The organism is Pantoea sp. F_5 (genome assembly GCF_008631595.1).
In the GTDB taxonomy this organism is placed as follows: domain Bacteria; phylum Pseudomonadota; class Gammaproteobacteria; order Enterobacterales; family Enterobacteriaceae; genus Pantoea; species Pantoea gossypiicola.
Genome location: NZ_VWUO01000009.1, coordinates 25,436 through 38,037, shown reverse-complemented (window position 1 = coordinate 38,037; position 12,602 = coordinate 25,436). Strand labels below are relative to the sequence as shown.

At 53.3% G+C, this 12,602-nt stretch carries 12 protein-coding genes; 3 read left to right on the top strand and 9 right to left on the bottom strand.

Annotated features, from left to right (window positions below; genetic code table 11):
* The first annotated feature begins 108 nt into the window (after positions 1 to 108).
* Positions 109 to 1,074 carry a lipoyl synthase gene (lipA, locus tag F3I44_RS13340; RefSeq protein WP_150012355.1) on the top strand — a complete coding sequence of 322 codons (966 nt, stop codon included), beginning with the start codon at positions 109 to 111 and terminating at the stop codon, positions 1,072 to 1,074.
* Positions 1,075 to 1,183: 109 nt separating this feature from the next.
* Here the strand turns inward: lipA and tatE are convergent, their stop codons facing one another.
* From tatE to cspE, 4 genes are all read right to left on the bottom strand, one after another.
* On the bottom strand, positions 1,184 to 1,387 hold the full coding sequence (gene tatE, locus F3I44_RS13335; RefSeq protein WP_003854033.1) for a twin-arginine translocase subunit TatE: 204 nt from the start codon (positions 1,385 to 1,387) through the stop codon (positions 1,184 to 1,186).
* Between the two features lie 133 nt (positions 1,388 to 1,520).
* Positions 1,521 to 2,309 carry a deaminated glutathione amidase gene (locus F3I44_RS13330; RefSeq protein ID WP_150012429.1) on the bottom strand — a complete coding sequence of 263 codons (789 nt, stop codon included), beginning with the start codon at positions 2,307 to 2,309 and terminating at the stop codon, positions 1,521 to 1,523.
* A 487-nt stretch (positions 2,310 to 2,796) separates the two neighbouring features.
* Entirely contained in the window at positions 2,797 to 3,228 is a 432-nt protein-coding gene (locus F3I44_RS13325; RefSeq protein ID WP_150012357.1) for a GNAT family N-acetyltransferase, read from the bottom strand.
* Between the two features lie 227 nt (positions 3,229 to 3,455).
* Positions 3,456 to 3,665: a transcription antiterminator/RNA stability regulator CspE gene (gene cspE / locus F3I44_RS13320; RefSeq protein WP_006118399.1), complete on the bottom strand. Its 210-nt coding sequence runs from the start codon at positions 3,663 to 3,665 to the stop codon at positions 3,456 to 3,458.
* 1,305 nt (positions 3,666 to 4,970) lie between these two features.
* Between cspE and F3I44_RS13310 the strand changes: the two genes are divergently transcribed.
* A complete protein-coding gene (locus F3I44_RS13310; RefSeq protein ID WP_150012361.1) occupies positions 4,971 to 5,216 on the top strand; it encodes a hypothetical protein in 246 nt (81 codons plus the stop codon).
* Between the two features lie 173 nt (positions 5,217 to 5,389).
* Here F3I44_RS13310 and gntT read toward each other — a convergent pair whose 3' ends face one another.
* Entirely contained in the window at positions 5,390 to 6,706 is a 1,317-nt protein-coding gene (gene gntT, locus F3I44_RS13305; protein WP_150012363.1) for a gluconate transporter, read from the bottom strand.
* Between the two features lie 291 nt (positions 6,707 to 6,997).
* Here gntT and F3I44_RS13300 point away from each other — a divergent pair, with 291 nt between their 5' ends.
* A complete protein-coding gene (locus tag F3I44_RS13300; protein ID WP_150012365.1) occupies positions 6,998 to 8,146 on the top strand; it encodes an iron-containing alcohol dehydrogenase in 1,149 nt (382 codons plus the stop codon).
* 63 nt (positions 8,147 to 8,209) lie between these two features.
* On the opposite strand, the gene F3I44_RS13295 is transcribed toward F3I44_RS13300, so the two are convergent.
* The 4 genes from F3I44_RS13295 to F3I44_RS13280 all read right to left on the bottom strand — a co-directional run bounded on the left by F3I44_RS13295 (position 8,210) and on the right by F3I44_RS13280 (position 12,530).
* Positions 8,210 to 9,046, bottom strand: coding sequence for a Cof-type HAD-IIB family hydrolase (locus F3I44_RS13295; RefSeq protein WP_150012431.1), 837 nt, complete (start codon positions 9,044 to 9,046; stop codon positions 8,210 to 8,212).
* A 116-nt stretch (positions 9,047 to 9,162) separates the two neighbouring features.
* Positions 9,163 to 9,645 carry an RcnB family protein gene (locus F3I44_RS13290; protein ID WP_150019439.1) on the bottom strand — a complete coding sequence of 161 codons (483 nt, stop codon included), beginning with the start codon at positions 9,643 to 9,645 and terminating at the stop codon, positions 9,163 to 9,165.
* A gap of 279 nt (positions 9,646 to 9,924) precedes the next feature.
* Positions 9,925 to 11,022, bottom strand: a complete 1,098-nt coding sequence (locus tag F3I44_RS13285) for an ABC transporter substrate-binding protein (RefSeq protein WP_150012367.1) — start codon at positions 11,020 to 11,022, stop codon at positions 9,925 to 9,927.
* Between the two features lie 221 nt (positions 11,023 to 11,243).
* Complete coding sequence (locus tag F3I44_RS13280; RefSeq protein WP_150012369.1) at positions 11,244 to 12,530, bottom strand: HAAAP family serine/threonine permease; 1,287 nt, start codon at positions 12,528 to 12,530, stop codon at positions 11,244 to 11,246.
* Positions 12,531 to 12,602: the final 72 nt, after the last annotated feature.

Below are 12,602 nucleotides of genomic sequence, written 5' to 3'. Positions count from 1 at the left end.
GATGAGATGATATAATTTTTGCACTTTTTTCAAATAAAGTTGAAAGCCCCTTTCCCGGTTTGAGTGGGAACGCTTTCAAATCGCAATCCGACCGGAACCTGCTGATTTATGAGTAAACCAATTCAGATGGAACGCGGCGTCAAATATCGTGACGCAGACAAAATGGCGCTGATCCCGGTGAAAACCGTGGCTGTTGAACGGCAGGAGATGTTGCGTAAGCCGGAATGGATGAAAATCAAGCTGCCAGCCGACTCCAGTCGTATTCAGGGTATCAAAGCTGCGATGCGCAAAAACGGGCTGCACTCGGTCTGTGAAGAGGCGTCCTGCCCTAACCTCGCCGAATGCTTTAACCACGGCACCGCCACCTTTATGATTCTTGGCGCAATCTGCACCCGTCGTTGTCCGTTCTGCGATGTGGCTCATGGCCGTCCTAATGCGCCTGATGCTAACGAACCTGCGAAACTGGCACAGACGATTGCCGATATGGGCCTGCGCTACGTGGTGATCACCTCGGTGGACCGGGATGATTTGCGTGATGGCGGCGCGCAGCACTTTGCCGACTGCATAAGCGCCATTCGCGAAAAAAATCCTGCCATTAAAATTGAAACGCTGGTGCCGGACTTCCGGGGCCGTATGGATCGCGCGCTGGAGATTCTCACCGCGACGCCACCCGATGTGTTTAACCACAACCTGGAAAACGTACCGCGCGTTTACCGTCAGGTGCGTCCGGGCGCGAACTACGAGTGGTCACTGAAGCTGCTGGAGCGTTTCAAAGAAGCACATCCTGATGTTCCGACCAAATCGGGTCTGATGGTGGGCCTGGGGGAAACCAATGCCGAAATCGTTGAGGTGATGCGCGATCTGCGTCGCCATGGCGTCACCATGCTGACGCTGGGCCAGTATCTGCAGCCGAGCCGCCACCACCTGCCGGTTCAGCGCTACGTCAGCCCGGCCGAATTCGATGAGATGAAAGCAGAAGCGATGGCTATGGGCTTTACCCATGCCGCGTGCGGTCCGTTTGTCCGCTCTTCCTATCATGCGGATATGCAGGCTAAAGGCGAAGAAGTGAAATAAGTACGCCTTGACGTTCAGAAGAGTGAAAACAAAAAACCAGACTGGAAACAGCCTGGTTTTTTTATGCGCCTGAAATAAAAAGTAACAGTTATTTGCAGCAAATAACCGATTAATCTTTATGAACGACGCGTTCTGCTGGCACATCTTCCGCTGTCGTTCGGGTTGCGCTGGTATCTTCATCTTTCATGGCTTTTTTGAAGCCTTTGATTGCAGAGCCCAGATCGCCGCCCAGTGAGCGCAACTTGTTGGTACCAAAAAGCAGTACGATAAGCGCACCGATAATCAGCAGCTTGGCAATACTGATACCTTCCATATTTAACCTTTCGACTTTATTGAATCACGGTGACTGTTATTTACGCGCAGTTTGCCTGTGACGACAACTGGAATCTGTAACAGAGTAAGATCTTTAATAGAGTGCATACGCGGTCGCTTCCCGGTTCAGGCAATCACTTCAGCTCAGGCCGTTCAAAACGCCGGTTTGCAAGAACCGGTAATACCCGGCGGGCATAGGCGATTCGCTCAGGATCAAGATCGGCAAACAGCAGTGCCGGAGACTCAGCCGCATTTGCCACTGCCACGCCCAGTGGATCGACGACCAGACTATGACCAATATTGCGTGGGCCACACTCGCCCACCGCCACCATATAACAGGTGTTCTCCAGCGCACGGGCGCGGGTCAACAGCTCCCAGTGCATCTCTTTAAGCGGACCTTTCACCCAGGCGGCTGGGAGCACCAGCACTTGCGCACCATCCAGCGCCAGCCGACGCGCCAGCTCCGGGAAGCGCACGTCATAGCAGGTCATTAATCCGACTCTCATTCCTGCGACTTCAATCAGCGGCGGAATGACGTGGCCCGGATTAACCCGCTGTGACTCCTGCATCGCAAAGGCATCGTACAGATGCAGTTTTTCATAGGCGGCGATGATTTTACCCTTGTGGATAGCCACCAGCACGTTGAGCGCTTTATGCTGCTCAGCGGGAACATGAACGCTCATCATGGTGGTCAGCGCATTGTGCTCACTGGCGGCCAGCAACTGGCTGATGAAAGGGCCATCCAGTGGCTGCGCCGCCTTCACCACTAAATCGGGATCGGCATTATCGCGCGCCAGCACGGCTTCCGGCAGCACCAGCAAATCCGCGCCTCCTTCTGCCGCCCGCTGCATTAAGTCCAGACAAGTATCAGCATTTTCCTGCCATTCACGGCTCACTGCAAATTGCCCCAACGCCACTTTCATCATTTCTCTTCTCCTGCTGCGTCGGTAATATCACTTCCGGCGTCAGTTATTGGTGGATCAGCCTCTGCTGATAGTGCCCGTATCCTGCATGAGCCGTCATCTTCACATTGGCGCTAAAACCACTCTCCTGCCAGCAGAGCAGACATTCCTGCGTCACGCACCACAAATCCTTAGCCAGCCACGGCATCGTATCGTCCTGTTTTTCGCGTATCGGTCTCTGCATGGATGTTCGCTCACCTCAGCTTAACGCTACTGGCGGGCTGTGCACGACTTTACCTTAGGCAGAGTGCCACAAGATTGCAGAGCCTGCTGCCCGCCACAGGGTGTAGCCACGCTGGCAACCGTTTCTGCTATCTGGCTGCCAGCGTGAAAGCAGAAAATGCTGACAGGCACAGGATACACTGGTCCGTATCATTTCTGTCGCCAGCCTCAGGAAGGCACAGCAGGAGAAAATGGCCGGAGCACGGGTCGTTCCTCTGGCCGGAAGTTAATCCGCCCGAAGCGCTTTGATGAGATAACAGAGAGATTCAGCATAACCCTCCCGGGCGTAGAACTGATTCGCCTTAAGACGTGACTGATGGCAATGGACTTCCATACGGTCGCAGCCACGACGCGCTGCCAGCGTTTCAGCGTGCTGAAGCAGCTGCTGGCCGACGCCTTTACTGCGCTCACCTTCTGCAATGCAGAAATAGCTGATGCGGGCAAAATCACCGGCCAGAGCAAGCTGAGGGATAAAATGGAGGGAAAGGAAACCCAGCACCTGGCTGCCATGTTCAGCCACCAGCAGTGCTTCAGTGGGATCGCTGCATAACTGCGCCAGGCGCTGTTCAATGAAGCTTTCGGTACCGCCGTAGCCTAGCTCGCTTAACAGGGCACTCAACGCAAAACTGTCTTTTAACTCTGCCTGACGTATCTTCATCCTGCCTCCTCACTCACCGGATTCTGTCGCTTAGTTATATAGCGTCACATGCTAAAAAGCTGCATGTCGGGTTGTTATAAATAAGTTACGGGAATTTTTTGTAAATCGCCGCGCAGTTTGTGCCGCACAGGGAAGATACAGAAGATTATGATGAAAGGGATGAAGCGCAGATTACAGCCATAAAAAAACCCGCCATCAGGCGGGTTTTTAGAATTCTGACTGTTAACTTACAGACTGATAACGTTAGCAGCAGATGGGCCTTTAGCGCCGTCGGTGATTTCAAACTCTACGCGCTGACCTTCAGCCAGAGTTTTGAAGCCGTTGCTCTGGATTGCAGAGAAATGTACGAATACATCTTTGCTGCCATCTTCAGGAGTAATGAAACCGAATCCTTTAGATTCATTAAACCACTTAACGTTACCTTTGATCTTAGACATCTATATTACCTTTACATGAAAAATGGACACTAAACTGTGTCGGGGTCTAGTACAGCAATTGCGGAGGGATTTGTCCAGTACGATTTGATGAAAAAGTGATAAATATCGACTTTACGTACATCCATCACACTTTCCTGCTTCCGGGCTTGCGAATCGGCCGTTAACAGCTAGCAGTTCCATCACCTGCGCTGTACGCTAACCCGCTGGAAAGTCGCACCTTTTTATTTAAGCGTTCTACCGTACTCACATTAAAAAGAAAAATCTTATTAAGACGTATTCCTCTTCTTAATGGAGGCGACAGAAGTAAAAAAGCAATTTTTTTTTCTTCATCAGGACAGCGTTTATCTCTGCCAGACCCGTTTTTAAGGGTTCTCGCAGTCACTGTGGCACAAGTGCTCATTAAACGAGCAAAAATGATTAAATATCTGAGCGCAGTTCCTGCTTTTAATCATGCCCGGAGAAGCGTTGAGTGCCACTAATCCCAGCCAGACTGGGATACTCGCCGATATTTTAGCCAACAGCAAAGAAACATTGAGCAAGATCAATGAAGTGTTTTTTGGTGGCTAAATTCGCATTTGGCAACAAACAATCGGTCTCATAAGAAACTAAGTTTCTCATCGCGGTCCGGAATAATAGTGCGCAGCAATAGATAAATTCTGCTTAACCGGTCAGAGGCAGGCATTCGTCAGGACGCATTAAAAAGGAGGATGAGACGCAGAATGGTGATGAAGATACGCTGTAGCCAATGTGGAAGCGCACGGTTCGTTTTCACTGATTATCGGGAGGGTAAGCGCAACTTTCATGGTGCCTGCTGCGCATGCTGTAAAAAACAGCTGGGCTCGCAGGATCTGCTGCCGAATACGCCGATGGATCCCATCAGCCACTATTTGCTAGCAAGCCAGAAAACAGCTCGGGCACCTGATTAGGTGCCCGCTGTCGCTGAAGCTTTAACAAAGTTATGACATCAGAAAATCAGTTTGAACACCCCTGTCAGGGTCAGCAAGCCCACGATAAATATGATCGCGATAATCCACAGAATAATTTTCATTTCCTTTTCCCCTCACTGATTAAACATGTTTCTTGTAAGCAGTATAGACAGAAAAAGTTGTCCCGCCGCGTCACTCAGGATTCAACTGCTCATAAGTTCAGCAGATTTCGCTTTTATTTATGTTCTGAGATAACGATCGCAACACTACTTTTTACCGGCCCTCTTTCTTCGTTTTACAGACCACTCCTGGCTAAAATTTAGGCGGCAAGGCAGGCCTTAGTAGTGATGAGATTGAAAATGAGTCGCGAGGAGATCTTATGAGCACGATTAATACCAGCATGGGCCGCTACAGCCTCAAGGCAAAAAACAGCGGTAACCACATTAAAGGTTCTTTCGCCATCAACGATGAAGGCGGCACTCAACTCACGATGCAGGAGTTTGAAGAGCACTACCTTGATGATGTGGTAAACAACGTTATCTATCCGGTCACCGGTGGCAACCGTGAAATAGCGCGTGCACTGCGGGAACAGATGGTCAAAGCCGGATTTGAACCGCCTCATTAAAGAGGCAAGATTTACTCTGTTACAGACCTGTGGGCCGCGCTTTGCGGCCCTTTTTATCGTCGTGGTTACGAGCCGAATAAACCGGCCAAAGAAGCTGCCCGCGATAAACAACGAAACGGGCAAGAGAGAAGCAAAAGCAGAGTGCCGCTGGCAAGTCTGCCAGCGGCCAGAGGTTAAATCATCCAGGAGAGCAGCAGACAACCCACCAGACCACAGACCGAAATAATGGTCTCCAGCGCCGACCAGGAGCGAATGGTTTCACCAATCGTCAGGTTGAAATACTCTTTGAACAGCCAGAAGCCGGGGTCATTAACGTGCGAGAAGATCACGCTGCCGGACCCCACAGCGATCACCATCAGTTCCGGGCTGGCACCACTAGTAACAATCAACGGCGCCACGATGCCCCCGGCGGTAATCGCCGCTACCGTGGCAGACCCCAGGGCGATACGCAGTACGGCAGCAATCGACCAGGCCATAAAGATGGGTGAAAGCTGTGTAGAGTGCATTATGCTGGCGATATATTTATCCACGCCGCTGTCCACCAGCACCTGTTTAAAGGCACCGCCACCGCCAATGATCAACAGCATCATGGCGATGATTTTGATCGAGTCGGTCAGGGTGTCCATCACTTGCTCCATCGTACGACCGCGATTCAGACCAAAGGTGAAGATCGCAATCAGTACCGCAATCAGCGTTGCCATTACCGGGTCGCCAAAGAACTCCGCATAGGGCAGCAGAACGTGGCCTTTAGGCAACAGCATCTCCGCCACGGCACGCAGCGCCATCAGTACCACTGGCACCAGTGCCGTCCAGACGCTAACGCCAAACCCGGGCATTTCCGCTTCAGTAAAGGTTTTTGGGTTATAAAGCCCCTGCGGAATCGGTTTGTCGATGTTTTTCAGGAAACGGGCATAAACCGGACCCGCCAGAATCACCGTCGGAATACCCAGCAGCGTACCGAACAGCAGTGTTTTACCCATGTCAGCATTAAACAGCGTGGCAATAGCCGTCGGGCCGGGGTGTGGCGGAAGAAAACCGTGCGTCACAGAAAGAGCCGCCGCCATCGGTACCCCGACATAGAGCAGCGGTACACGCGCCGACGCCGCCACGCTGAACACCAGCGGCAGCATCAGGACAAAGCCAACTTCGTAGAACAGCGCGAAGCCGACGATAAAACCGGTCAGCACCAGCGCCCACTGAATATGCTTTGTGCCGAATTTTTCAATCAGGGTGGTGGCAATACGCTGCGCACCGCCGCAGTCGGCCAGCAACTTACCGAGCATGGCACCAAAGCCCATGATCAGCGCGAGGCTGCCAAGCGTGCCACCCACGCCCGCTTTGATTGAGGTAATGACTTTATTAACCGGCATGCCCTGCATCACACCGACCGCCAGCGCCACCAGGATCAGCGCGATAAATCCATTAAGCTTAAAGCGAATCATCAGCAGCAGCAGTAACGCGACGCCGATCGCCACATAGAGTAATGGCATAGGTTTTCTCCACCTTGCGCACTGAAGGGTATTCAGTGTCGGTTTATTATCATGATCCCCGGAGGGCGACAAAACAGTGCGCTGTAAGATGTTTACACATACCGACAAACGCTGTTACCGATAACATGTTAAGGGTAACATCCGCATTAAAGCACCACCCCGCCGACGGTGAATTTCTGTTTTGCGAAGATGATCAACTTTTTGCCATCGTGTTATCAGAAAGTTTGCCCACGCTGACGCCACGCTTTTCGTTACACTCAGATTTTAGCGAAATGTAAAAAGGATGCGCTGGTGAGTGAGAACCTGAGTGAGCTGTACAGTAATCAACGAACCCTCTTTGGCCGCGGCAGTCTGGATAAACTGGTGCCGCTGCTGGCCGCCCGGTCACAACCTACCCTGCTGTTTTGCGGACACTCTTTCCTGCAGGGGGAGGCCTATGCCCGGATAAAAGCTGAACTCAACGATCACATCCTCGGCTATGAGATTGTCAGCCATGAAGCTTCGCCCGCTGAGATCGATGGCTGGGTTGCCCGCTGGCGCGGTCATGTTGATCGGGTGTTGGCGATTGGCGGAGGCAGCGTGCTGGATGCGGCAAAAGCCTTTAGTGCCATGATTCAACACCCGCTGCCCACCGCCCGTTATCTGGAAAAGGTGGGTGATACCGCAGTTCAGCCCATCACGCTGCCGCTGATTGCGGTCCCGACGACTGCCGGGACCGGCAGCGAAGTCACGCAAAATGCGGTGGTGACAGATCAGCAGGATATTCAGATCAAAGCGTCACTGCGTCACCCGGTCTTTGTGCCGGAGGTGGCGATTCTCGATCCGGATCTGCTGAAAAGCGCACCTGATCACGTGCTGGCGACCTGCGGCATTGATGCTTTTACCCATCTGTTTGAAGCGTATCTCTCGGGCAAAGGTAACCTCTTCACCCGCCAGCTCGCGCTGACCGGCCTGCGTCAGTTTATCAAGGCCTGGCCTGCACTCAACCGCGAGGATGCGGTGGGTGACGCGGCACGTGAAGCAATGATGATGGCATCGTGGCTTGGGGGCGTCAGTCTCAGCAGTGCGGGGCTGGGGGTGATCCACGGTATTGCCGGGGAACTGGGCGCGATTAAACCGTTCCATCACGGTGAAGTGTGCGGACGCCTGCTGTTTCCGTTCCTGGATCTGTTGTCTGACAGCCAGCAGCCGCTACAGCGTACGCTGATGGCGGAGCTGCACCCACAGCTCTTCAGCGAATCCACAGATTCACCGGCACAGTTTCTGAAGCAGTGGCTGCAACAGCAGGCCATCACGCCATTCTGGCAGAATGGCCCGTCGCTGAGCCGCACTGAGGTGGAGTGGATCCTGGCGCGTGCCAACAGTAAAAATTCGCTGGTGAATTACAGCCGCGAACAGATGCAGACAATGATTGCGCAAGCCTGGCAGATCACCGCGTGATCAACGCGCTGGCCTCCTTCACTGACCTGCCAGCCTGGCAGGTTTAGTCTCAGCGCCTGGCGACTAAGCCTGCGGGGCGGCAAAAGGTCCCTCGCCTGCCAGCATCTGCTCAATCACCTGCAACACGCCCTGCTCATTATTAGACGGCGCGGCAAAACGTGCCGCCTGCTTCACCCGCTGCGGCGCATTGTCCATGGCAAAACTGAAGCGGGACTGTTTCAGCATCTCCAGGTCGTTACCGCCATCGCCAAAGGCCAGCACCTGGTCGTGCGTGATCCCCCAGCGTTTTGCCAGCAGATCCAGACCGTGCGCTTTGTGATTTCCTGGTACGATCAGATCCACCGATCCATGACCGCTTGACGTCGCGGCCACGCGTCCCTGGTGCAGCCGCTCAATATCCGCCATCAGTGGCTCAATGTAGTCGTCAGAGAGATTCAGCGCGAACTTAAACAGCCGGTCATCCTGCACGTCATCCAGTTGATGAATCGGCTTCAGCCGGTGGCAATAGTGGCGCATCTTCTTCAGCCAGCGCTCTTCCATGCCTTCGAAGTAATACGCGCTGTTACGGCCACACAGCAGATAACGCAGGCCGGGATAGTCGCCGTTTTGAAGGGTGCTGATTACCGCTTCAACGTCGCGACGTTCAAAGGCACCGCAAAACAGCTCCTCATCACGGTCAATAATCCATGCGCCGTTTTCCGCCACAAAGGCGATATTGCTGGCGATCTCCGGGAAGAAAGATTTGAGCTGGTAATACTGATTGCCGCTGGCCACAACAAATTTGATATCGCGGGCAGTGAGTTGCTGATAGCAGGCGAGAAAGCGGGCTCGATTGTACTGCTTGTTATCGTCCAGAAACGTGCCATCCATATCTACCGCAACCATCTTAACCATCGTCATCATGACTCCTTACACAGGAAATTTCAGCGTGGAGTCTCAGGATAGCCGCTGGCGCAGCAAAACGGAAAGAAACAGGGATGGCCGCAGCCATCCCTGTTGATCGGTTCAGGTTAGAATCAGTTCAGGGCGCTGTTCAGCACCAGCGCGGTAATCACACCGGTCGCGGCAGCAATCAGCACATAGTTGCCGTCGATGTTTGCCCAGTGATAACCGCGCGGCGGTTCACGCAGACCGCGTTCATGCCAGTCGGCTACGCGATAATGGTCGCCGCGATATTCCTGCGGGACAGGATGGCCGCGACGGAAATCGTGGCCCTGCCAGGCGAAATGGTCACGGTCATTGCGGGATTCTCTGCCACGATGGTTGTTATCTTCATCATGCCGATTATTGCCCATGTCGTGAGGCTTTTTATCATCATGGCGATTGTTGCCGCGGTCTCGATTCTGATCGGGGCCGCGATTGTCAGGGCGTTTATCACTGTTCTGATGCGGCACCGGCTTACGCTGACCGTCATCATGATCGTCTGCCAGTGAAACCTGAGAGAAGAGCGTGCTGCAGGTTAAAAGTGAAGCGATAAACGTTAATGTTGTTTTTTTCATGATACTGCCTCCGAAAATAACGGCTGTTCAGGCACCGTTGATCGGCATCATGGCAATAATTCTGGCGGGAGGCATCTGTAAAAGTCTTAAAATCCGGTAACTTACACAGTATTACGCTTGCTTAGCGCTTTCTTAACACGGCTCATATCTCTGCAACTTTTCTGACGCAATCCAGACGTTAACCGGGCAGCCCGCACGGCCTGAGCATCACGCATCAGGCTGCCCGTTAAAATCGATTCAAAGTCAGGCTGCTGAAATGCCCCCCGACACTTTACCCGGTTATGGTGTGCTGAGGATCACTGGCGCATCCGGCAATCCCGTGAATTGTTTTACGATGTGGTGAAAATCGGCCGTCGGATCCAGATCGCGGAACAGGTCCGGATAGAGGTCTTTTGCCAGAATTTCCATACCGATGATGTTATATGGGTGATTATAAAAATGGTGATAAACGCCATAGACCCGTTTCTGTTTCACCGGTTCGATCTGCTCCAGGCCAGTACGGCTTTGCAGGCGATTAAAAGTGGCGGCCACATCGGTCTGACTGGCACCGTAACCAAACGGCAGTACGTTACTGTTCGGACGTTTCGAGCCGGTCATGATGTACACGTCCGGCTTCATAGCAATAATCTTCTCCAGCGAAACAAAACCTGAGCTACCGGGCAGCAGCGCTGAGCCAATATTTTTCCCGCCGACCGCTTCCACCAGCGCGCCCCAGCCGTTATGACCATGGGTAAAACAGCAGTTGTCGCTGTTACCGGCAATCGGTTCAATAAACACCGTCGGCTTGTGCGACACCTGCGCAATTTTTTGCTGAATCATCTGCCAGCGCTGCTGATAAAAATCAGCGTAGGCTTTCGCTTCGGTTTCGCGATTCAGAACGGTACCCAGCACTTTCACACTCTTCAGGGTGTTCTCTTTGGGGTGAAGCTCATCATCCAGGAACAGCACCGGAATATGCAGATTTTTCAGGGTAGCCAGCACGCCCGACTGCGTCAGTGCCGGTTTAGCGCGCAGCTGCGCAATCATCAGATCGGGCTGCTTCGCCAGTACGCTCTCCAGATTGACCTGCCCCTGATCGTTAAAGCCCATATCCACAATCGATGCCACCTGCGGCCAGCGCTGCTTCAGCAGATTCCAGGTCTGGGTATCCTGCTTTTTCGGCAGATTATTCCAGGCAACGACCCGCTGGAACGGGTTCTGTCGATCCAGCAAGGCCAGCGCCATCACGTCGCGTCCGTCCTGCAAAATCACATGCTGCGGCTCCTTTTGCAGCGTAATTTTCTGACCATCCATGTCGGTCACCGTGACCGGATAGGTGGTCGCCGCGCAGGCGGTTGACAGTAACAGCGTGGTGGCAGCAACAATCCCGATTTTCATTTTTCTCCTGTCCTTTAAAGGAATAATAATTATTCGCGTTAACTCTACCATGTGAAAAAGTAACAAATGTAAATATTGCTGACGAGATGCGTCTGACAGAGAGGAGTTACTGTGCGGCGGCTGGCTAAAACAGGGAGGCGATATACGGAGAAAATGACGGGTAGCGGGCAGAACAGCAGGCGCCTCTCAATACCGCTGAGAAGCGCCTGTTGAGTGATCGGTTACTTCACCAGCGAATAGAAAATCGCGGAAATAGCAATCAGACCTGTCAGCACCACAAACAGGTTACTGATGTGACCACTGTATTTCCGCATCGCAGGTACCTTCTGGATGGCATACATCGGCATCAGGAACAGGATCATCGCAATCACCGGCCCGCCCAGCGTCTCAATCATGCCGAGAATATTCGGGTCCAGTGTTGCCACCAGCCAGGTGGTGAGCAACATAAAGAGTGACGTCAGGCGATTCAGTCTGGCGGGCGCGATAGTTTTACCGCGACTGCGCAGCGCCTTGTTGACCATACCGTTAAATCCTTCACGCGCCCCCAGATAGTGGCCGAGGAACGATTTGGTGATCGCCACAATGGCAATCAGCGGCCCGAGCCAGGCAATCATCGGCACCTGAAAATGGTTCGCCAGATAGGAGAGAATGGTAATGTTCTGCGCCTTGGCAGCGTGCAGATCGTCAGGCGACAGGCTCAGCACGCAGCTGAAGACAAAGAACATCACCGTCACCACCATCATCAGGTGCGAGCAGGCCAGAATGCGCGAACATTTTTTCTCAGCGGCGTCGCCATACTCTTCGCGCTTCGCCAGTGCAAACGAGGAGATGATCGGTGAGTGGTTAAACGAAAAGACCATAACCGGTATCGCCAGCCACAGCGTCATCCAGAGACTGCTGCCCGCAGGCTGAACGTTCAGAGTGGAGAGTGCAGCGCCGTGCCAGTGCGGGATCAGGTAGCAGGCCATCAGCATCAAAACCGCCACAAACGGATAGACCAGCACGCTCATCGCTTTGACGATCATCTTTTCGCCGAAGCGTACAATGGTCATCAGTCCGACAATCAGCAGCAGCGACAGCAGCACACGCGGCGGCGGCACCAGGCCGAGCTGATTCACCATCAGGCTCTCAACCGTGTTGGTAATCGCCACGCTGTACATCAGCAGAATCGGGTAAATCGCGAAGAAATAGAGCAGCGTAATCAGCTTACCCGCGCCGACGCCGAAATGCTCCTCGACCACCTCGGTAATATCACCCGCCGGATTTTTACCGGAAAGGACAAAACGCGTCAGGGCGCGGTGCGCGAAGAAGGTCAGCGGAAAGGCCAGCACCGCCATAATGATCAGCGGGATCAGCCCGCCGACACCGGCATTGATGGGCAGGAACAGCACACCGGCTCCAATTGCGGTGCCGTATAAACCCAGCATCCACATCGTGTCAGTTTTACGCCATCCCGTATCAACGTCACTCTCAAGCGCGCCCAGCGTGCCAGTTTGCGTGGTTTTCATCAGATAGTCCGTGTTAAAAGCCGCCAGTAACCTGAGCCGTCAGGCAGGTAAACGTATGCCCCGCTCAGCCTC